A 21,704-nucleotide genomic window follows, 5' to 3' on the forward strand; every position below is an offset into this window, starting at 1 on the left:
ACGACTCCCGCGCTCCGGGCACCCCGCCGGACCGGGGCCGGCTCGCGGGCCTGTACCGGATGCGCCGTCTGATCGGCACCCGCACCGCCTGGACCACCGTCTGCGACGGCGAGTTCTTCTGCCCCGGCTGCGGCGGCGACCGCAACTACCAGCGGCGCAGCGGACGCCGCAGGTTCGTCTTCCTCGGCGTGCCGCTGCTCTCCCGCGGCCGGACCGGGCCCGTCGTCGAATGCGCCGCCTGCCAGGACCACTTCGGGCTCGACGCGCTCGACCACCCCACCACCATCCGGCTCGCCGCCATGCTCCGCGAGGCCGTGCACACCGTCGTCATCGCCGTGCTCACCACCGGCGGCGCCGCCTCCCGCAGCACGCTCGACGCGGCCGTCGCCACCCTGCGCGGCGCCGGGTTCGACGACTGCACCGAGGAACGCGTCGTCGCCCTCGTCAACGCGCTCGCCGCCGACACCGGCCGCCCCGGCGCCCCCGACTGCGCGCCCGGCCTCGCCATCGAACTCCACGAGGCGCTCGGCCCGCTCGCCCCGCACCTGGCCCCCGCGGGCCGCGAGGCACTGCTGCTCAAGGGCGCCCGCATCGCCCTCGCCGACGGGCCGTACACCCCCGCCGAGCGCGACGTGCTCGCCACGGCGGGCTGCGCCCTGACCATCGGCACCGACGACGTGGCCCGGCTCATGGCGGCCGCCCAGCGCACCCCGTCCTGAGCACCCCGGCCTCCCTGAGCACCCCGGCCTCGCGGCGGGGAGGCCTCCCGTACTCCCCGCGGTTACTCCCCGGGGAGTAGTCACCGCCCCGTGCCACCCGTGGGCGTAACGCGCAACTCGCCCCCGCGTCCGACGCATCGGCCCTCCGCCGACGGAACTCTGGAAGTCGTCAGACACCGTCACGGGAGGGAGGCCCACCGATGGGGGCCGCGACAACAAGGCAGCGCCGGCGACCACGTGCCGTGCCCTGGGTCCTGCTGGGCATCTGGGTCGCCGTGCTCGCGCTCGCCTGGCCGCTCGCCGGGAAGCTCGGCGACGTCCAGAAGGACCGGGCCGTGGACTACCTGCCCGCGAGCGCCGACTCGACCCAGGTCGCCAAGATCCAGGAGCAGCTGCCCGGCGGCGAGACCACCGAGCTGGTGCTCGTCTACCACCGCGACGGCGGCCTCACCGCCGCCGACCGGAAGACGGCCGCGGGCCAGGCGGCGGCCGTGGACCGGCAGCTGAAGCTGGTCGCGACGCCCACGGGGGTGGCGTCGAAGGACGGCACGACGCTGATGTACGCGGTCGCGAGCACCGCGCCGGGCACGGACGAGGAGAAGCGGGACGCCTTCGTCAACGACGTGCGCGACGTCGTGAAGGGCGGGAACGGCCTGAGCGCCGACGTCGGCGGGTCCGGCGCGCTCGCCACCGACGCGAGCGAGGTCTACGAGTCGCTCGACGGGCCCCTGCTCTACACCACCGTCGCCGTGGTGGCGGTCCTGCTGGTCCTCATCTACCGCAGCCCGTTCCTGTGGCTCGTACCGCTCGTCGTCGCGGGCGTCGCCAACTTCCTCTCCATGGGCGTCGCCTACGGCCTCAACCAGGCCTTCGGCACCTCCGTCAGCGGCCAGAGCTCCGGCATCATGACGATCCTCGTCTTCGGCGCGGGCACCGACTACGCCCTCCTGATCGTCTCCCGCTACCGCGAGGAACTCCGCCGCGTCGAGCGGCCGTACGACGCCATGGTCGTCGCGCTCCGCGGCTGCGGCCCCGCCGTGCTCGCCTCCTCCGGCACCGTCGCCGCGGGCCTGTTCTGTCTGCTCGCCGCCGACCTCAACTCCAGCCGCGGCATGGGTCCGTTGGGCGCGGTGGGCGTGCTCAGCGCACTCGTGGCGATGCTGACGCTGCTGCCCGCGCTGCTCGTCGTACTCGGCCGCCGGGTGTTCTGGCCGATCGTGCCCGCCTTCGGCAGCACGCCCAAGAAGCGCCGCTCCCTGTTCGCGTCCATGGGCTCGTCCGCCGGGCGCAGGCCGCTGGCCGTCCTCGGCGCCGGGGCCGTGCTGCTCGGCGCCCTCGCCCTCGGCGCCTTCAACCTGCCCGGCAACCTCAAGCAGGAGGACTCCTTCACCAGCAAGCCCGACTCCATCGCCGCGATGGAGACCCTCGCCGAGGCCTATCCGGAACGCGGCACGCAGCCCATCAACGTCATCGTGCCGACGGACAAGACCGACGAACTCCTCGGCCGGGCACGGTCCGTACCCGGCGTCGACAGCGTGGAGCGCGGCCGCACCGCCGAGAAGTGGACGGAGCTCTCGGTGGTCGCCAAGGCCCCGCCGCAGACGTCCGCCGAGACCGCGACGATCGAGGCCCTGCGCGACGAGCTCGACCCGAGCGGGGCGTACGTCGGCGGGCCGAGCGCCGAGCAGCTCGACCTCAAGGACACCAACGCCCGCGACCGCCTCGTCGTCGTGCCGATCGTCCTCGCCGCCGTGCTCCTCGTCCTCGTCGCACTCCTGCGCAGCCTCGTCGCGCCGCTGCTGCTGCTCCTCGCGGTCGTCGCGGTGTGGGGCGCGTCGCTCGGCATCGGAGGCCTCGTCTTCGGGCCGCTCTTCGGCTTCGACGGCACCGACCCCGGGCTCGGCCTGCTCTCCTTCGTCTTCCTCGTCGCCCTCGGCGTCGACTACGGCATCTTCCTCATGCACCGCATGCGCGAGGAGTGCCTGGAAGGAGCGGAGACCGGCGCCGCCGCGCTCACCGCGCTGCGCACCACGGGAGGCGTGATCGCGTCCGCGGGCCTCGTGCTCGCCGCGACCTTCGCGGTCCTGACCAACATGCCGATGGTGCAACTCGTCGAGCTGGGCTTCGTGATCGCGGTCGGCGTGCTCCTGGACACCTTCCTGGTGCGCACCTACCTGGTGACGTCCGCGAGCCTCGCCCTCGGCGACAAGGTGTGGTGGCCGGGGCCGCTCTCGCGGCGCCCCCTCACCCCCACCCCGCCCGCGCGGGAGGAGCCCGAACTGGCCCCCGTCCGCTGACCCGTACGCACCCCGCGGCGCCCCTCCCTGCCGGAGGGGCGCCGCCGTACAGGAAGATGAGAGCCGACGCATGGACGCAGCCGCGACACGTGTACGGGAAGGGGGAGGCGACGACGTGCTGTACCCGCCGTCCGCCGTACGCCCCTGGTGGCCGTTCTCCGGAGCGGTGCCGGGCTCGCGGCGCGCGCTCCGGCAGGACGCGGTCTTCGCGGCGCACCTCGCCGGGCTCGCCGTCGTGCTCGCCCTCCTGGTCAAGGACGGCCGTACGCCGGACGCGCTCGGCTGGACGCTCCTGCTCTGCGGCCACGTCCCGCTGGTCTGGCGCCGCAGCAGGCCGATGCCCGCGCTGCTCGCCACCATGGCCTTCGTCGGGCCGTACCACGCGGTGGGCTACACGCACGCCGCGGCGACCCACGCCGGCATGGTCGCCCTGTACTCCGTCGCCGTCTCCGGCCGCCCCCGCCGCACGCTGCTCACCGGCCTGCACCTCATCGCCGTCATGTTCGTCGTCAACGCGTGCGTCGACCGGGACCCGGCCGTGGAGGTCGTGCGGATCACCGGCTGGATCGTCGCCGTGCTGATCTTCGGTACGTACGTGCGCGTGCACCGGCAGTACATCAGCTCCGTCGTCGAGCGCGCCGAGCGGGCCGAGCGCACCCGCGAGGAGGAGGCGCGTCGCCGCGTCGCCGAGGAGCGCCTGCGGGTCGCCCGCGATCTGCACGACCTGCTCGCGCACAGCATCACGCTCGTCGGCGTGCAGACGTCGGTGGCCGCGCACGTGCTCGCCGCCGACCCCGAGCGGCTCGACCGGGCGGCCATCGCCGGTGCCCTCGACGACATCGCCGACACCTGCCGGGCCGCGCGCGGCGAACTGCGCGCGACCCTCGAAGTGCTGCGCTCCGGGACCGAGTCAGGGGACGCGCCCGACGAGAACCGCGGCCCGCTGCCCGGCATCGACGGCATCGGCGACCTCGCGGGCGCGGCCCGTACCGCGGGCGCCGAGGTCGACCTCGCGATGGCGGAGGTGGCCGCCGTGCCGCCCGTCGTCGGGGCCGCGGCCTACCGCATCGTGCAGGAGGCCCTGACCAACGCCGTCCGGCACGGCGGCCCCGGACTCGCCGTGCGCGTGGCGATAGGGGAGCGCGACGGCGCCCTGCGCCTGTCCGTGACCGACGACGGCACCGGGCCCGCCGCACCCCCCGCCGCGCGGGCCGCGCCGGGGTTCGGCATCATCGGGATGCGGGAGCGGGCACGCAGCGTCGGCGGGACGCTCGAGGCCGGCCCGCGCGACGGACGGGGGTTCGAAGTGGTGGCTGAACTGCCGCTCGGCGCACGGGAGTCGGCGCCGGCCGAGAGGGCGGCGGAGCGGTGACGCCGGCGATCCGCGTGCTCCTCGCCGACGACCAGGCCCTCGTGCGCGCCGCGTTCGCGATGCTCGTCGAGTCCGCGCCCGACATGGACGTCGTGGCCCAGGCGGGCACCGGCCGCGAGGCCGTCGAGCTGGCCCGCACCCGGCGCGCGGACCTCGTCGTCATGGACGTCCGCATGCCCGACCTCGACGGGATCGAGGCGACGCGCCTCATCGCCGCCGACGAGGACCTCGCCGGGGTGAAGGTCCTCATGCTCACCACGTACGACACCGACGAGCACGTCGTCGAGGCGCTGCGGGCCGGGGCGTCCGGCTTCCTCGTCAAGGACACGAAGCCGGCGGAGCTCCTGGAGGCGATCCGCACGGTCGCCGCGGGCGAGTCCCTGCTGTCCCCGGGCCCGACGGCCCGCCTCATCGCCCGCGTGCTGCGCCAGCCGGAGACCCCCGGCGGCACGGACGACGCCCCACGCTCCCTGGCCACCCTCTCCGACCGCGAACGCCAGGTCCTCACCCTGGTCGCCCGCGGCCTGAACAACACGGAGGTGGCGGAGGCCCTGGGCCTCAGCCCGCTCACGGCCAAGACCCACGTCAGCCGCATCATGGGCAAGCTCACCGCCCGCGACCGTGCCCAACTGGTCATCACCGCCTACGAGGCGGGCCTCGTCACACCGGGCGGCTGAGGACGCCTACAGCAGCCCCGCCGTCGCCAGGTGCTTGCCCACGCGCTCCACGTCCTCAGGGGAGAGGGGGATCTGGGGGGCCGCCGTGGTGGGGTGGGCGATGATGCCGCGGAGGTGGAGGGCGGCCTTGAAGGCGCCGAGACCGGATGAGCTGCGGCCCATGCGGGCGGGAGAGCCGGTCTCGGTCATGCGGAACAGGGCGCAGAGGCGGTCCTGTTCGGCGCGGGCGCGGTCCCAGTCGGCGGCGCGGGCCGCGCGGTAGAGGCGGACGTAGCCGTCGGGGTCGACGTTGCCGAGCCCCGGGACCACGCCGTCGGCGCCCATCGCGAGGGCGGAGTCGACCGTCAGCTCCGAGCCGGTGAGGACGCTGAAGGAGGGGGTGCCGGTGTGGGCGCGGGCGCCCAGGATCACGCGGCGCAGGCCGCCGTCGTCGCCGCTGGAGTCCTTGAGCCCGGCAAGGGTGCCGTCGGCCGCGAGGTCGAGGACGAGGTCCGCTTCGAGCTTGGTGTGCACCGATACGGGCAGGTCGTAGGCGAAGACGGGCAGGCCGCCGCGGTCGGCGACGAGCCGGTAGTGGCGGGCGATCTCGGCGGGGTGGGTGCGGGTGTAGAAGGGCGCGGTCACGACGACGCCGTCGGCCCCGCCGGCGGCCGCGGCCCGCACGTGGTCGAGGACGCGCAGCGTCGTCATGTCGATGGCCCCGGCGAGGACGGGGAGCTGGCCGCCCACGTGGCGCACGACCGTGGACACCACGGTCCTGCGGTGGGCGTCGGGCAGGTACGCCGCCTCCGACGACGAGCCGAGGACGAACAGCGCGTCCACGCCCGCGCCGACCAGGTGGTCGACGAGGCGTTCGAGCGAGGCGACGTCCACCTCGTTGTCCGGTGTCAGTGGGGTGCAGACGGGCGGGACGACACCGGTCAACAGGGTGGGGAGTGCGGTCATGGAGCCTCCTTGGACGTGGCCGTGGCGGCGGCCGTCGCGGTGGACGCCGGCTGCGAAGCCTGCGCCGACTGGCTGACCAGGTCGCGCGTGGTCTCGCCCGCCGGTACGGGGTGGTGGCACCGGAAGCGGTGCGCGGACCCCTCATCCGTAGTGTCCGGCATGGCGGCCGCGCACGCGTCGTCCGCCTTCCAGCAGCGTGTCCGGAAGGGACATCCGCTGGGTGGCCGGGTCGCGGAGGGGACGGGGCCGACGAGCGGGATGGGGTCGATGGGGTCCAGGAGGCCGGGCGTGGCGGAGAACAGGGCGCGGGTGTAGGGGTGCCGGGCCTGGTCGAGGATGTCGGCGGCGGGCGCCTCCTCGACGATCCGGCCCAGATACATGGTGATCACCCGGTCGCTCATCCTGCGGACGGTCTGGATGTCGTGGGAGACGAACACCAGGGCGAGGCCGAGGCGTTCCTTCAGGTCGAGGAGGAGGTTGAGGATCTGGGCGCGGACGGAGACGTCCAGGGCGCTGGTGGGTTCGTCGGCGACGACGAGCTCGGGTTCGAGGGCCAGGGCCCTGGCGATCGCGACGCGTTGGCGCTGGCCGCCCGAGAGCTGGCCGGGCAGGCCGTCCGCGAGCGCCGTGGGCAGGCCGACGAGGCTCATCAACTCCCGTACGCGCTCCTCGCGCTGGGCCGGTTTGCCGCGCCGGTGGACGTCGAGCGGGTCGCGCAGGATCTGACGGACGGGCAGCCGCCGGTTCAGCGCCGTCGAGGGGTCCTGGAAGATCATGGCGGTGTCGCTGCCGATGGTGGTGCGCCGCTCCGGGGGCTTCATCCGCCACAGGTCGCGGCCGCGGTAGGCGACCGTGCCCGTCGTGGGGCGCTGGATGCCCACGAGGACCTTGGCCAGGGTCGACTTGCCGCAGCCCGACTCGCCGACGACGCCGACGGTTTCGCCGGGGGCGATGGTCAGGTCGGCGCCGGTGAGGGCGTACACCTTGTCGCGGGAGAAGACGCCGCCGGTGCGAGCTTTGTGAACGACGTGGGCATCGCGGAGCGTCACGAGTTCTGATGTGGGCGCCTCAGCGGGCGTCATGTGCGATCCCTTCCCGTGATTCCGGTGGCTGCGGGCCGTCTGTGGCTGGTCGCGCAGTTCCCCGCGCCCCTTCGGGGCGCTCCCGTGCGGGGCGCTCCCGTGCCGCGGGCTCGTGGGGGGCCAGGGCCGGGTGGTGGCAGGCCGTCCGGTGGGAGAGCACGCCCAGGAGTTCCGGGGCCGTCGTGCGGCACCGCTCGTCCGCGAGCGGGCAGCGGTCGGCGAAGCGGCACCCGGCGGGGAAGTCGGCGGGGGAGGGGACGACGCCCTTGATCTGGGTGAGCCGTTCGGCGGCGGACTCCAGGGAGAGGACGGAGCCGAGCAGGCCGCGCGTGTAGTGGTGGGTGGGGTACTCCACGAGCTCCGCGGTGACCCCGGTCTCGACGATCTGGCCGCCGTACATCACCGCGACGCGGTCGGTCACGTCCGCGACGAGCGCCAGGTCGTGGGAGACCAGGATCAGGGCGAAGCCCAGCTCGGCGCGGAGCCGCAGGAGCAGCTGGATGACCTGCGCCTGCACGGTGACGTCCAGGGCGGTGGTGGGCTCGTCCGCGACGATCAGCTTCGGGTCGCGGGACAGGGCCATCGCGATGAGCACGCGCTGGCGCTGGCCGCCGGACAGCTCGTGCGGATAGCTGCGCAGGGTGCGGTCCGGGTCGAGGCCCACGAGGGCGAGCAGCTCGGCGGGGCTGCGGTGGCCGCCGCGCCGGACGACCTGTTTGAGCTGGGCGCGCACGGTCATCGCCGGGTTCAGGGAGGACAGGGCGTCCTGGTAGATCATCGCCATGTCGTGGCCGAGCAGCCGGCGCCTGGCCCGCATGGGCAGGCCGATCAGCTCCTGCCCGTCGAAGGTGACGTGGCCGCGGACGCGGGCGCCCTTGGGCTGGAGCCCCATGACGGTCAGGGCGGTGAGGGACTTGCCGCAGCCGGACTCGCCGACGAGGCCGAGGACTTCGCCGGGCCGCACCTGGAAGCTGATGCCGTCGACGATGTCGACGCCTTCGTGCCGGGCCTCGAAGCCGATGGCCAGGTCCCGCACGTTCAGGACGGGCGTGCCCTCGGGCAGCGGCCGGGCGCGGGCGCGCAGGCGGGCGGCGGCGTCGGCGAGGCCGGGCAGTTCGAGGACCTCGCCGCTGCCGGGCTCGGGGGCCTCGACCTTGTCCTTGGCGCGGGCGGGGTCGACCTCGCGGCCCGAGGGCGCGGCCCAGGCGTCGGACACGCCTTCGGACAGGACGTTCAGCGACAGGACGGTCAGGAGCATCAGGAGGCCGGGGAACACGGTCGCCCACCAGCCGCCGATGAGCACCATGTTCTTGCCGTCGGCGATGACGCTGCCCCAGGACGGGTCGGGGGGCCGGACGCCCGCGCCGATGAAGGACAGCGAGGCCTCGAAGACGATGGCCTCGGCGACCTGCACGGTGCAGAAGACGAGGACGGGCGCGGCGCAGTTGATGGCGACGTGCTTGATGAGGATGTGCGGGGTGCGGGCGCCGACGACGCGCTCGGCGGTGACGTAGTCCTCGCCGTACTGGTCCAGGACGTTGGCGCGTACGACACGGGCGATGGGCGGGGTGAACAGGAACGCGATCGCGCAGATGAGGACGGTGAGGCCGCCGCCGAACACGGCGACGAGGACGGCGGCGAGCGCGATGCCGGGGAACGCCATGACGACGTCCAGGACCCGCATGAGCGTTTCGTCCACGGCCTTGCGCGAGGTCGCCGCGACCGCCCCGATGACGGCGCCGACGGTGAGGGCGAGCAGGGTCGCGCCGAGCCCGATGGCAAGGGACCAGCGGGCGCCGTACATCAGCCGGCTGAGGATGTCCCGGCCGAGGCTGTCCTGGCCCATCCAGTGGTCGGCCGAGGGGGCCCCGGTGCCGCCCACCAGGGACTGCTGTTCGAGCGGGTCGTGCGGGGCGAGCAGCGGCGCGAACAGGGCGACGAGGACGACGACGGCGAGGACGCCGACCGCGATCCGCGACAGGACGGGCAGCTTGCGCAGCGACTTCAGGCGCAGGCCCGGCCGGGCGAGCCTGTCGGTCAGCGCCTTGCGCGAGGCGAACAGCATCAGGAGGTTCCCCTCAGGCGCGGGTTGACCAGGAGGTAGAGGATGTCGATGACGAGGTTCACCACGACGAAGCCGACGGCGGTGGTGATGACGACGCCCTGCACGACGGCGGGGTCGCCGTTCTTCACCGCGTCGATCATCAGCTTGCCCATGCCGGGCAGGGAGAAGATCGTCTCGATGACGACGGCGCCGCCGAGGAGGTAGCCGACGCGCAGGCCGAGCACGGTGAGCGGGTTGATGAGGGCGTTGCGCAGGACGTTGCGGCCGACGACCACGACGGGCGGCAGGCCGCTGCCGACGGCGGTGCGGACGTAGTCCTTGTCGAGCTCCTCGACGACGGCGGTGCGGATGATGCGGGTCATCTGCGCGGCCACCGGCAGGGACAGGGCGAGCGCGGGCAGCGTCATCGTCTTGAGCCAGCCGGTGAAGGAGTCGTTGGGGTTGATGTAGCCGCCGGTCGGGAACCAGCCCAGGTCCACGGCCAGGTACTGGATCATGAGCAGCGCCAGCCAGAAGCCGGGCGCGGCCACGCCGGTCAGGGAGACGACGCGGACGATCTGGTCGGGCAGCCGGTCGCGGTAGATCGCGGCGGTCACGCCGAGCAGCAGCGAGACGACGACGGCGATGCCGAGGCCGAGGAAGGTGAGCTGCATCGTCAGCGGCAGGGCCGTGGTGACCTGGTCGACGACCTCGGAGCGGGTCAGGACGCTGATGCCCATGTCGCCGTGGAGCAGGTCGCCGACGAAGTCGACGTAGCGCACCGGCAGCGGGTCGAGCAGGCCGTTCTCCTCGCGGAACTGGTGCAGTTGCTCGGGGGTGGGGTTGGCGCCCTGGAAGAACGCGGACGCCGGGTCGACGTCCGAGAACCGCATGACGAGGAAGACGAACAGGACGATGCCGAGCAGCAGCGGGACGAGCAGGGCGATGCGGCGGAGCAGGATGCGCAGGATCGCGGTCACGTGGTACGGCTCCTCAGGTCAGCTCGCGGTTCGCGTCCGTCAGACCCACTGGGCCTGGAGGAGGTTGATGCCGGGGTAGGGCTGGGGCCTTATGCCGCTGAGCCGCTTGGGGTTCCACGCCGTCATCAGCTCGTTGTGGACGACGGGGTAGAGCACGGCCTCCTCGGCGACGAGGTCGATGTAGTCCTGGACCATCGTCTTCTTGCGGGTGGCGTCGGACTCGCGCGTCGCCTTGTCCATGAGCCGGAACAGCTCCTTGGCGCGGGCGTTGCCCGCCCAGCGGGCGTAGCCCATCCAGATGTTCTCGGGGCCGTAGTTGTAGTGCATGATCAGGTCGGCCTCGATGCCGAACTGGTTGGGGTTCGACGCGGCCGCGACGACCTGGTAGTCCTTCTTCTGGTCCAGCTTGGTGAAGACGGCCGTGGTCTCCTGCGGGTCGAGGGTGGTCTTGACGCCGATGGCGTCCCAGGAGGCCTTGATGGTGGGCAGGCAGTCGGTGATCCAGCTGACGTTGACGGCCATGAGGTTGATCCGCAGTCCGGAGACCCCGGCCTCCTTCAGGAGCGCCTCGGCCTTCTTGGGGTCGTACCCGTACACGGTCTTGGCGGGGCGGTAGCTGGGGTTGCCCTCGTTGAGGAAGGACGTGGCGGCCTTGCCGTGCCCCTTCAGGGCTACGTCGATCATCTTCGCGCGGTCGATGGCGTAGTGCAGCGCCTGGCGCACGCGCACGTCGTCGAACGGCTTGTGGTCGGTGTTGAACATCAAGAAGAGGTTGTTCATCCCGGCGCCGCCCTCGACGGTCATGCCGCCGCCCTTGAGCTGCTCGATGTTGGCGTACGGGATGTTGTCGGAGATCTGCGCGTCCGCGCTGCCGCCGGAGATCTTGGCGACGCGCGGGGCGGCCTCCACGATCGTCAGCCAGTTCATCTTCTTGAAGGCGGCCCTGCGGGGCCCGTTGTAGTCGTCGTACGCCTCGAAGGTCGTGTTGGACTTCGGGTGGTGCGAGGCCTGCCGGTACGGGCCCGAGCCGATCGCCTTGCCCTTGGTGGCGTCCTCCCACGCGCCCGCCTCGGAGTACACGTGCTTCGGCATGATCTTGGCGAGGGTGAGCCGGGATGCGCCGTCGGGGAAGGGGAACTTGAGCACGAGCTCCACGTTCCGCGCGTCGACCTTCCGCACCTCCTTGAGCCAGCCCGCGAAGAAGCCCTTGGCCAGGGTCTGCGTTTCGGGGTCCAGGATGCGGTCGAAGACGAACACCACGTCGTCGGCGGTGACCGGCTTCCCGTCGTGCCACTTGGCGCCGGCCCGCAGCTCGAACTTCCAGGTCGTCGCCTTCAGGTCGCTCGGCACGGCGGTGGCGAGCTGCGGGTACGGCTCGCGGCTGATCGGGTCGGTGCCGAGCAGCGCCTCGTAGATGTGTTCGATACCCGCCATGGCGAACGCGGACGCCGTCTGCGTGGGGTCCCAACTGCCGTCGTTGCCGTATCCGATGACGGCGGTCAGGGTCCCGCCCCCGCCGCCGGTCTCGTTGGTCGACTCGGGCCCGCCGCACGCCACGAGCCCGCCGCCGAGGCCCGCGGCCGCGCCCAGGGCGCCGGTGTACTTGAGGAAGGACCGCCGACCGGGTCCGTCGCCGTCACGTGTCACGGGGATGGGGTCGCTCACGAGTGCCTCCCTGAAGGAGTGGGGAGAGAGGGCTCCCCACGTACCGGTGCGGATCGGGTCGGGGGATGCGGGGCTGCGGGCTCGCGCGGGCCCCCGCGGGAGTGCGTTGCGGCAGAAAGGTCCGACGTCCTACGTCGTGCTGGCGCAGCGACCATAGGAGCGGGCCAGGGCCTGGTCAAGGTGTCGGACGGGGGTGTTTCGGGACGTGAGCGAGGAGAGCGGGCGGCTCCGGTGGTGGCGCGGACGGCTGGGGGCCGTGGGCTTCGGCGGGGACCACGGCCCCGGGCGGCGGGGCCCGGGCGTGCGCGCCGAGGACGTCGAGCTGGTGCGGGACACGGGGGTCGGGCTCGGCACGCAGGGGATCTTCGCACGGGCCCGGGCCGAACCGGCGCCCGGCGGGCAGGACTTCACCTGGCTGGGCGACCCCTTGGACCGGCTCGCCGCCGCGGCGGGCCCGGCCGCACCCCGAGCCGACCGCTCCGGGGCGCGGCGGCGACGCGCATGGCGACGCGTACGGCGGTGCGTCGCGCGGCATCACCACCGCGCGACGCCTTCTCATCCGATGATTCCGATGATTCCGATGGCTCCGATGGCTCCGATGACGCCGGTGCTTCCGGTGCTTCCGGTGCTTCCGGTGCTTCCGGTGCTTCCGGTGCTCCCGGGCGGCCCGAAGGCGCCGTGCGAGCTGCCCCGGCTGTCCGGCTACCGCGGCGGGGCGGTGGGCGTGGGGCGGGACGACGCGTGGTGCCGCCGGTACATCTCCGCGAAGGTCCGCGGCGGTGTGCCCGTGACGCGCTCGACGGTGTCCGTGACCCGGTCCTCCGCGCCCCTGCTGATCCCGTCGTCCAGGGCGGCGAGCAGCTCCGCGAACGCGGCGGGCATGCCGAGTCCGGTCAGCTGGGCCACGAGCGCGCCCGGGGACACGGACCGGTGGCGCACGGCGCGCCCCGTGACGCGGGTGACGACCGCCGCCACCTCCGTGTACGTCAGCGCCTCCGGGCCGGTGACGACGAGGTCGGGCCCCGGTGCGACCGGGTCGGTGAGGGCGCGGGCGGCCACGGCGGCGATGTCGTCGGCGTCGACGAAGCCGACGCGTCCGGTGCCGGTCGCGGTGGTGAGCACGCCGTCGCCCCGGATCCCGGCGGCGTGCAGATGGTCCCCGGTGAAGTTCTGCATGAACCACGAGGGCCGGAGCACGGCCCACTCCTCGAAGGGGCCGCCGTCGGCGAGGAGCCGGTGCACCTGGCCGACGCCGGGGCCGCCCGCCTCGATGGCCGACGAGCCGAGCAGCACCGCGCGCGTGACGCCCGCCGCGCGGGCCCGCTCCAGGAAGGGCCCCATGACGGCGGCCGGTTCGGGCTCGGCGACGGGCGGGACCAGATAGACGCGGTCGGCGCCGCGCAGGGCAGCGGCGTGCGTGTCCGGGTCGTACCAGTCGAACCCGACGAGGTCGCCGCCCGCCCCGGCGCGGCGGCTCGCGGCGCGCACGGTGTGGCCGAGGGCGCGGAGCCGGGCGGCGACGCGGCTGCCTGTGGTGCCGGTCGCGCCCGTGACCAGGACCGTCAGCGGCTCAGCCATGGACGGCCGCCGTCAGGGACGCGGGGATGGCGAGCGGGTTCCAGTAGTCGCGGTAGCGGACGATCAGGCCGTCCCCGACCGTGACGACGGCGACGTAGGCCATCTCGAAGGGGCCGCCGGTCGCGACCACGCGGCCCTCGGCGCGCATCTCCGCGACGATCGTGCCCGGCTCGCCGGTCTCGTGGATCTCCACGTACGGGAACGCGTCGTACGCGATGTGGTCGCTGAGGCCGCGCAGGTACGGGGCGAGGGCGGCGAGCCCTTCGAGCCGCCGGGGGTAGCCGTCGGGCGCGAAGGGGAACTCGGCGACGGCGTCCTCGGCGAAGAGGGCGATCCAGCCCTCCATGTCACCGCGCGCGAGGAGCCCCAGGCCGTGCCGGAACAGGTCGGAGGGGCTGGCGGAAGGACTGGCGGAGGGGTCGGCGGAGGAGTCGGCGGAGGGGCCGGTGGAGGGATGTGCGGAAGGACTTGTGGAAGAAGACGTGGAGGTGGGCATGGGGGAGTACCGTCCCTTACGATTCGGACTGCTGGTCCGCTTCGACGATACGGACCGCCAGTCCGCTTTGTAAAGGTGAGCCCATGCCCGAGACGCCCGCGCGCAAGGCCCGTGCCGACGCGACCCGCAACCGCGAGGCCGTCCTCGCCGCCGCCGACGCCCTCTTCGCCCGCAGCGAGAGCCCGCGCGGCGTGTCCATGGACCAGGTCGCGGCGGCGGCCGGGGTCGGCAAGGGCACGCTGTTCCGGCGGTTCGGGGACCGGGACGGGCTGATCCGCGCCGTGTTCGAGGCCCGCAGTGGGGCACTGCGGGAGGCGGTGGAGTCGGGCCCCGCGCCGCTGGGCCCCGGCGCGCCCGCGCGCGAGCGCGTCCCCGCGCTCCTGGACGCGCTCCTCGGCTTCAAGCTCGACAACCGCCATCTCGCCCTCGCCCTGGAGGAGTCGGGCGGCGGCAGCCCCTACCGGTCCGAGTACTACGGCTGGTGGCACGGCGTCCTGCGGGACGCCCTCGCGGCCGTCGGCGGCGTGCCGGACGCGGGGTACGCGGCGCACGCGCTGCTCGCGGCGGTGCGGGCGGACCTGGTGGAGCACTTGGTCGCGACGGAGGGCGGGACGCCGCGGGAGGTGCGGGACCGGCTCGCCGCGTACGTGGCGAAGGTTCTCGGCTGAGCGGCCGGGGAATTGGTTTCGGTGGTGCGCCGCCGCCCCTGATTTCCCGGCGCTGTTTCCTGTCTTGTCGACCAGACAGCATGTGCGGCGGCACGGAGGCGCGCCGGTCGGCCCGGACGTTCCGGATATCCGGACTTTCTCAATCCCCTTTTCTGTAAGGGGAGTTGGGGGGAGTGGTGGGCGGCGATCAACGCCGTGACGAACGCTCTCTGATCTTTTGCTGGTACGAGATCGCGGGTTAAGGTCCGGCAAAAGATCCGGGCATCGCGAGGAGATGGAGGTACCGCCGCATTCTCCGCCCGGTCGTGGCGCCGCACGGGTGGCGCCCCGCTTTCACTACCGGTGACCAGCCGTCGCGCGCCCCCTTCGCGGGGGTCCCCTTCCTCGCGCCGGCTCTTCTCCTGCTTGACGCCCGGTCTGGGTCCGGGCTGCCCTCATGTTCGGCAACGATTCCGGAATTTTGAGCTCCGGAACTCTGAGCTAGGGAGTTTTTCTGTGACCCAAACACATGGTTCGACCGTCGGCGGAGCGAAGGCCTCCGGCACCACCGTCGCCGCCGCCTTCGAGGCACGGGCGGCCGCGTCCCCGGACGCGCGCGCCGTGGTCGGCGCCGACGGCACGTCCTTGACGTACGGCCGGCTCGACGAGCGGGCCGACCGCCTGGCCCACGTGCTGCGGGCCCGGGGCGTGGCCCCGGAGTCGGTGGTCGCCGTGGCGCTCGACCGCTCCGTGGAGTACGTGGTGACGGTCCTCGCGGTGCTCAAGGCGGGCGGCGCCTATATGCCGCTCGACTCCGAATACCCCGTACAGCGGCTCGCGTTCATGCTGGCGGACGCCGCGCCCGTCGCCGTGGTGACCGACGCGGCCACCGCCGCGAAGCTGCCGGACAGCGACCACCCGCGCCTCCTCCTGGACGCCCCGGACACGGCGGCCGCGCTCGCCGGCGCCCCGTCCGGGCCCCTGCCGCGGGCCGGTGCGCGGCCCGGTCAACTCGCCCACGTCATCTACACCTCCGGCTCCACCGGCACCCCCAAGGGCGTGGCCCTCACCCACCAGGACATCCTGTCGCTCGGCGACGACCGGCGCCTCTCGGGCACCGCGCACGCCGCCTTCCTCCTGCACGCCCCGCTGGCCTTCGACGGCTCCACCTTCGAGATGTGGCTGCCGCTGCTGCACGGCGGCACCGTCGTGGTGGCCCCGCCCGGCGTCCTGGACGGGGAGGGGATGGCCGCGCTCGTGGCCCGGCACGGCGTCACGGGCATGTTCCTGTCCGCGGGCCTGTTCCGGGTGCTGGCGGACGAGCGCCCCGACGCCTTCACCGGTGTGCGCGAGATATGGAGCGGCGGCGACGTCCTGTCCCCGGAGACGGTGCGCCGCGTGCTGCGGGTCTGCCCCGGCCTCACGGTCCACAACGCCTACGGGCCCACCGAGACCACCTGCATGATCAGCAGTCACCCGGTGACGTCGGCCGACGGCCTCGCCGGGACCGTGCCCATCGGCACCCCGCTGGCCGGGATGAGCGTCCACGTCCTGGACGCCGACCTGCGCCCGGTGCCGCCGGGCGTCCCCGGCGAGCTGTACGTGTCCGGGGCGGGCCTGACCCGCGGCTATCTGGGCCGCCCCGGACTGACCTCCGGGCGCTTCGTGGCCTGCCCCTTCGCCGGGTCCGGCGCGCGCATGTACCGCACGGGCGACGTCGTGGCCTACAACGAGGCCGGCGAGCTCGAATTCCGGGAGCGCGCCGACGACCAGGTGAAGATCCGCGGCTTCCGCATCGAGCCCGGCGAGATCGAGGCCGCCCTGGAGTCCCACCGCCAGGTGGCCCACGCGGTGGTCGTCCCGCGCGAGCTGACCGGCAGCCGCGGCAGGCAACTGGTGGCGTACACCGTGCGCGCCGCCGACGAGACGTTCGAGGCCGAGCGGGGCGGCGGCACGGGGCACTTCACCCTCGACTCCGGGGCCGCGCCCGGGGAGCTGCGGGCGTACCTCGCGCAGCGGCTGCCCGCGCACATGATCCCCGCCGCGTTCGTGGTGCTCGACGAGCTGCCGCTGACGTCCAGCGGCAAGGTGGACCGGGCGGGCCTGCCCGACCCCGAGTTCCACGGCGCGGACTACCAGGCCCCGCGCGACGCCCGCGAGGAGTGCCTGGCCGCGCTCTTCGCCGAGGTCCTCGGCACCGAACGGGTGGGCGTCCACGACGATTTCTTCGTCATCGGCGGCGACAGCATCCAGTCCATCCAGGTCGCGACGCGCGCCCGGGCCAGGGGCCTCGCCGTCAGCGCCCGCGACCTGTTCGTGCACCGCACCGTCGCGGCCCTCGCCGAGGCCGTGACCACGGCTGACACCGGGCCGGTGCTCGACGAACCCGACGGCGGCGGCGTCGGCTTCCTGCCGCACCTGCCCGTCACCCGGTGGGTGCGGGACTGGGGTCCTGGCTTCGGCCGCTTCTCCCAGGCCATGGTCCTGGAGCTGCCGCAGGGCATCGACCGCGCGGGCCTCGCGGCGACGCTCGGCGCGGTCCTCGACCACCACGACCTGCTGCGCGCGCGCCTGGTCGAGGCGGGCGACGCGGCGGGCACCGACGAGCCCGGCCTGCTGGTCGCGCCCGCGGGCACGGTGGACGCGGACGCGCTGATCCACCGGGTCGGCTACGACGGCCCCTGGGACGACGGGACGGAGGGCGAGCCCGCCGAGGCCTGGCGGGAGCTGCTCCTGGCCGAACTGGACGCGGCGGCGGGGCGGTTGGACGCCGCGGGCGGAGTGATGGCGCAGTTCGTGTGGATCGACGCAGGCTCGGGGCGGGCCGGTCGTCTTCTCGCCGTGCTGCACCACGTCGTCGTGGACGGCGTCTCGTGGCGGATCCTGCTGCCGGACCTGGCCAGGGCCTGGCAGCGGCTGAGCCGGGGCGAGGCCCCCGCGCTCGACCCGGTGGGCACCTCGGTGCGCCGCTGGGCCCAGGCCCTGGTCACCGAGTCCCGGCGCCCGGAGCGGGCCGCCGAGCTGGAGCTGTGGCGCGGGATCGTGACCGGGCCCGACCCGGTCCTGGGCGCGCGGCGCCTGGATCCGGCGGTGGACACGGTCGCCACCCAGTCCAAGGTCCGCGTCCGGCTCCCCGTCCACGTCACCGAGACCCTCCTGACGACGCTGCCCGCCGCCTTCCGCGGCGGCGTCAACGACGGCCTCCTGACCGCGCTCGCCATGGCCGTGGCCAAGTGGCGGTCGGCGCGCGGCGTTTCCGAACCGTCCGCCCTCGTCCGGCTTGAGGGCCACGGCCGCGAGGAGGCGGCCGCTCCCGGCGCCGACCTGTCCCGGACCGTGGGCTGGTTCACCAGCTTCTTCCCGGTCCGCCTGGACGTGTCGGGCGCCGATCTGGAGGAGGCGTTCGCGGGCGGTCCTGCCGCGGGCGCCCTCGTCAAGGCGGTCAAGGAGCAGCTCCTCGCCCTGCCCGACAAGGGCATCGGCTACGGCCTCCTGCGCTACCTCAACCCCGAGACGGCCGCCGTCCTGGAGCCGCACCCAGTGGGGCAGATCGGCTTCAACTACCTGGGCAGGTTCTCCCCGGACGCCGACATGCCGGCCGAGCTGCGCGGCCTCGGCTTCACCCAGGCCCCCGGCGTGGCCGAGCTCGCCGAGCTGGACGCCGGGCAGGACCCGGCGATGCCCGCCCCGGCCGAGCTGGACATCAACGCCCACGTCACCGACGCGCCCACGGGGCCGGTCCTCGCCGCCCTGTTCACCGCGCCGCGGGGCGTCCTGCCCGCGGCCGACGTACGGGAGCTCGCCGACCTGTGGTGCCGGGCCCTCGAAGGCCTGGCCCGGCACGCCGAGCAGCCGGACGCGGGCGGCCCGACCCCCTCCGACGTGCCCCTGGTCACGGTCGGCCAGGCCGACATCGACGCCTGGCGGGAGCGCTATCCGGGCCTGACCGACGTCTGGCCCCTTTCGCCCCTCCAGAAGGGCCTGCTGTTCCACTCGACGATGGCGCGCGAGTCCGGCGCCGACTTCGACGCCTACATCTGCCAGTACGCGCTGCACCTGTCGGGCCCCGTGGACGCCGAGCGGCTGCGCGCCGCCGCGCAGGCCCTCCTGGACCGCCACCCCGCCCTGCACACCGCGTTCGTGCCCGGCCCGAGCGGCGACCTCGTCCAGCTCGTCGTGGGCGGCGTCGACCTGCCCTGGACCCGGCGGGACCTCGGCGGACTCGACGAGGCGGCGCAGCGGGACGCCGTGGAGGAGTTCCTGGCGCACGACCTCACCGTGCTCTTCGACCCGGCGGCCCCGCCCATGCTGCGCGTGGCCCTGCTCACGCTGGCCCCCGACCGCCACGAACTGGTCCTGACGGCCCATCACGTACTGCTCGACGGCTGGTCCCTGCCGCTGCTCACGCAGGACCTGCTGCGCCTGTACGCCGCCGGGGGCGAGGGGGCCGCGCTGCCCAGGACCCGCGGCTACCGCGACTACCTGGCCTGGCTGGCCCGGCAGGACACGGAGGCGTCGGCCCGGGTGTGGCGGGCGGAGCTCGCCGGGGTCGAGGAGCCCACGCTGCTGTTCCCCGACGCCGGGGCCGATGCCGCCAGCACCGGCATCGGCCTGTCCGACGTCCCCCTGCCCGCCGCGCGGGCCCGGGAGCTCGCCCGCCGCGCCACCGAGCTCGGCGTCACCCTCAACACCCTGGTGCAGGGCGCCTGGGGCGTCCTCGTCGGCTGCCTGACGGGTCGCCAGGACGTGCTGTTCGCGGCGCCCGCGTCGGGGCGGCCGCCGGCCCTCGCCGGGGTGGAGTCGATCGTCGGCCTCTTCCTCAACTCCCCGCCGGTACGCGTCCGGTACGCGCCCGGCGACACCATCGCCCAGCTGCTCAGGAACCTCCAGCAGCGGCAGGCCGGGCTGCTCGACCACCATCACCACAGCCTCGCCGACATCCAGCGCGGCACCGGGCTCCCGGTGCTGTTCGACACGGCCCTGGCCTTCGAGTCGTTCCCGCTGGACCGCGAGGCCGTCGCCGGGGCGAGCGCGGCGGCCGGGTTCACCGTGACCGGCCTTCGCTCGTTCACCGCCAGCCACTACCCGGTGACGGTGGTCGTCTACCCCGACGGGCCGCAGTTGCGCGTCACCGTCCACTACCAGCGCCACGTCCTCGACAGGGCCGCGGCCGACGAGCTGGCCGCCCGGTTCGCGTACGTACTCGGCCGGTTCGCCGGGGACCCGCACGTGCGGGTGAGCGAGGTCGGGGCGCTCGGCGCCACGGAACGCGCGCGGGTGCTCCAGACGTTCAACGACACCGCCCGCGAGCGGCCCGACGAGACCGTCACGCAGGTCTTCGCCCGGCACGTGGCCGCGACGCCCGACGCCCCGGCACTGACCGGCGCCGACGGCACCACCCTGACGTACCGGCAGCTCGACGCGCGCGCCAACCGCCTCGCCCGGCTGCTGCGCGAGCGCGGCGTGGAGCAGGACGCGGTGGTCGCCGTGGCCCTGCCCCGCTCCGCCGAGTACGTGGTCTCCGTCCTCGCGGTGCTCAAGGCGGGCGGCGCCTATGTGCCGCTCGACCCCGGATATCCGGCGGCGCGCCTGGAGTTCATGCTGCGCGACGCCGCGCCCGCCGCCCTGGTGACCGATGTGCGGACGGCGGCGGCGCTGCCCGCGGCCGACTGCCCCCGCCTGGTGCTCGGCGACCCCGGCACGGTCGCGGCCCTCGCGGCCGCCGGGGACGGCGCCCTGCCGCCGTCCTGGCACGGGCATCCGGACCGGCTCGCCTACGTCATCTACACCTCCGGTTCGACCGGCACTCCCAAGGGCGTCGGCGTGTCCCACCGCGGGGTGACCGCGCTCGCCGCGGACCGCTGCTTCGAGGGCGGCGCGCACGAGCGGGTCCTGATGCAGTCGGCGCAGGCCTTCGACGCCTCCACCTACGAGCTGTGGGTGCCGCTGCTCAACGGCGGCGCCATCGTCGTCGCCCCGCCGGGGCGTCTCGACGTCGCCGCCCTCGCCCGGATCGTCGAGGAGCACCGGCCGACCGGTGCGCTCCTCGCGACGGGCCTGTTCCGGGTCATCGCCGACGAGCGGCCCGAGGTCTTCGCCGGCTTCCGCGAGGTGGCGTCGGGCGGGGACGTGCTGCCCCCGGCCACGGTGGCGCGGGTCCTCGCCGCCTGCCCCGGCACCAAGGTCGTCAACTTCTACGGTCCCACCGAGGCCACCGTGGGCGTCACGACCCACCGCATGGCGGTCCCCGAGGACATCGGCGCGGTGGTGCCCATCGGCCGCCCCATGGACAACACCCGGCTGTACGTCCTGGACGGGGCGCTGCGGCCGGTGCCGCCCGGGACGCCCGGCGAGCTGTACGTCGCCGGTGACCACCTGGCCCGGGGCTACCGGGGCCGTCATGCCCTGACCGCCACGCGGTTCCTGGCCGATCCGTTCGGCGCGGCCGGTGAGCGCATGTACCGCACCGGCGACGTGGTCGCCTGGACGCCCGAGGGCCGCCTCGACTTCCGGGCCCGCGCCGACGCCCAGGTCAAGATCCGCGGCTTCCGTGTCGAGCCGGGCGAGGTGCGGGCCGTCCTGGAGCGGCACGCGGCCGTGTCCCAGGCGGTGGTCGTGGCGCGGGAGGACGCGTCCGGACAGGGCAAGCGCCTCGTGGCGTACGCGGTCCCGGCGCGGGACGGCGGCTCCGGCACCGACCTGTCGGCCCAGGAGCTGCGCGCCTTCGCCGCGGAGCGGCTGCCCGAGCACCTGGTCCCGGCCGTCGTCATGCTGCTCGACGCGCTGCCGCTGACCGCCAACGGCAAGTTCGACCTGGACGCGCTGCCCGCTCCCGAGGCGGGCGTGAAGGCCTACGTCCCGCCGTCCACCGCGCAGGAGCGGAAGCTGTGCGAGCTGATCGAGCAGGTGCTCTCCGTGGAGCGGGTGGGCATGGCCGACAACTTCTTCGAGCTGGGCGGGGACTCCTTGTACGCGACCCAGCTCACCAGCCGGATCAGCAAGGAGATGGGGGTGCGGGTGCCCCTCCGGGCCGTGTTCGAGTCCGCCAGCGTCGCCGGGCTCGCGCGGACGGTGGCCGCGGCGCCGAAGGACAGCGCGCCGAAGCTGCGCCGCTTCAGCGAGAGCGGGGTGTCGTGACCGCCTAGGCACTGCCCTGCCCGGCGCGCGGCCACGGCCGCGCGCCGGGCAGGGCCGCGCGCCGG

13 protein-coding genes are annotated in these 21,704 nt (G+C 74.1%); 6 read left to right on the plus strand and 7 right to left on the minus strand.

All coding sequences use genetic code 11. The annotated features are described in order from the left end of the window. The first annotated feature begins 59 nt into the window (after positions 1 to 59). The 4 genes from IG74_RS0111865 (at position 60) to IG74_RS0111880 (ending at position 5,065) form a co-directional block, all read left to right on the plus strand. Positions 60 to 719, plus strand: coding sequence for a TerB family tellurite resistance protein (locus tag IG74_RS0111865; protein ID WP_051854804.1), 660 nt, complete (start codon positions 60 to 62; stop codon positions 717 to 719). 200 nt (positions 720 to 919) lie between these two features. Continuing rightward, positions 920 to 3,016, plus strand: coding sequence for an MMPL family transporter (locus IG74_RS0111870; protein ID WP_030674125.1), 2,097 nt, complete (start codon positions 920 to 922; stop codon positions 3,014 to 3,016). A gap of 70 nt (positions 3,017 to 3,086) precedes the next feature. Next, positions 3,087 to 4,388, plus strand: a complete 1,302-nt coding sequence (locus IG74_RS0111875) for a sensor histidine kinase (protein ID WP_078868721.1) — start codon at positions 3,087 to 3,089, stop codon at positions 4,386 to 4,388. Then, the gene (locus tag IG74_RS0111880; RefSeq protein WP_030674131.1) at positions 4,385 to 5,065 is read left to right on the plus strand and encodes a response regulator; all 681 of its coding nucleotides are present in this window, start codon (positions 4,385 to 4,387) and stop codon (positions 5,063 to 5,065) included. Before IG74_RS0111875 ends, IG74_RS0111880 begins: the two co-directional genes overlap by 4 nt. A gap of 6 nt (positions 5,066 to 5,071) precedes the next feature. Here IG74_RS0111880 and IG74_RS0111885 read toward each other — a convergent pair whose 3' ends face one another. The 7 genes from IG74_RS0111885 to IG74_RS0111915 all read right to left on the minus strand — a co-directional run bounded on the left by IG74_RS0111885 (position 5,072) and on the right by IG74_RS0111915 (position 13,855). Beyond that, a complete protein-coding gene (locus IG74_RS0111885) occupies positions 5,072 to 6,010 on the minus strand; it encodes a dihydrodipicolinate synthase family protein (protein ID WP_030674134.1) in 939 nt (312 codons plus the stop codon). Beyond that, a complete protein-coding gene (locus IG74_RS0111890; RefSeq protein WP_030674137.1) occupies positions 6,007 to 7,092 on the minus strand; it encodes an oligopeptide/dipeptide ABC transporter ATP-binding protein in 1,086 nt (361 codons plus the stop codon). The genes IG74_RS0111885 and IG74_RS0111890 overlap by 4 nt, the downstream gene beginning before the upstream one ends. Beyond that, positions 7,079 to 9,157 carry a dipeptide/oligopeptide/nickel ABC transporter permease/ATP-binding protein gene (locus IG74_RS0111895; RefSeq protein ID WP_078868722.1) on the minus strand — a complete coding sequence of 693 codons (2,079 nt, stop codon included), beginning with the start codon at positions 9,155 to 9,157 and terminating at the stop codon, positions 7,079 to 7,081. The genes IG74_RS0111890 and IG74_RS0111895 overlap by 14 nt, the downstream gene beginning before the upstream one ends. Beyond that, complete coding sequence (locus IG74_RS0111900) at positions 9,157 to 10,116, minus strand: ABC transporter permease (RefSeq protein WP_030674143.1); 960 nt, start codon at positions 10,114 to 10,116, stop codon at positions 9,157 to 9,159. Before IG74_RS0111900 ends, IG74_RS0111895 begins: the two co-directional genes overlap by 1 nt. 39 nt (positions 10,117 to 10,155) lie before the next feature. Next, a complete protein-coding gene (locus IG74_RS0111905; protein WP_199818816.1) occupies positions 10,156 to 11,781 on the minus strand; it encodes an ABC transporter substrate-binding protein in 1,626 nt (541 codons plus the stop codon). Between the two features lie 702 nt (positions 11,782 to 12,483). Further along, complete coding sequence (locus IG74_RS0111910) at positions 12,484 to 13,359, minus strand: NAD-dependent epimerase/dehydratase family protein (protein ID WP_030674148.1); 876 nt, start codon at positions 13,357 to 13,359, stop codon at positions 12,484 to 12,486. After that, positions 13,352 to 13,855 (minus strand): nuclear transport factor 2 family protein, encoded by a 504-nt coding sequence (locus tag IG74_RS0111915; protein ID WP_078868723.1) that lies wholly within the window; start codon positions 13,853 to 13,855, stop codon positions 13,352 to 13,354. Before IG74_RS0111915 ends, IG74_RS0111910 begins: the two co-directional genes overlap by 8 nt. Before the next feature lie 83 nt (positions 13,856 to 13,938). Here IG74_RS0111915 and IG74_RS0111925 point away from each other — a divergent pair, with 83 nt between their 5' ends. Further along, a complete protein-coding gene (locus IG74_RS0111925; RefSeq protein ID WP_030674152.1) occupies positions 13,939 to 14,523 on the plus strand; it encodes a TetR/AcrR family transcriptional regulator in 585 nt (194 codons plus the stop codon). Between the two features lie 495 nt (positions 14,524 to 15,018). Beyond that, positions 15,019 to 21,639, plus strand: coding sequence for a non-ribosomal peptide synthetase (locus tag IG74_RS0111930; protein ID WP_051854800.1), 6,621 nt, complete (start codon positions 15,019 to 15,021; stop codon positions 21,637 to 21,639). Positions 21,640 to 21,704 lie beyond the last annotated feature (65 nt).

The sequence above is a fragment of the Streptomyces sp. NRRL B-1347 genome, from assembly GCF_000720325.1.
Lineage (GTDB): Bacteria > Actinomycetota > Actinomycetes > Streptomycetales > Streptomycetaceae > Streptomyces.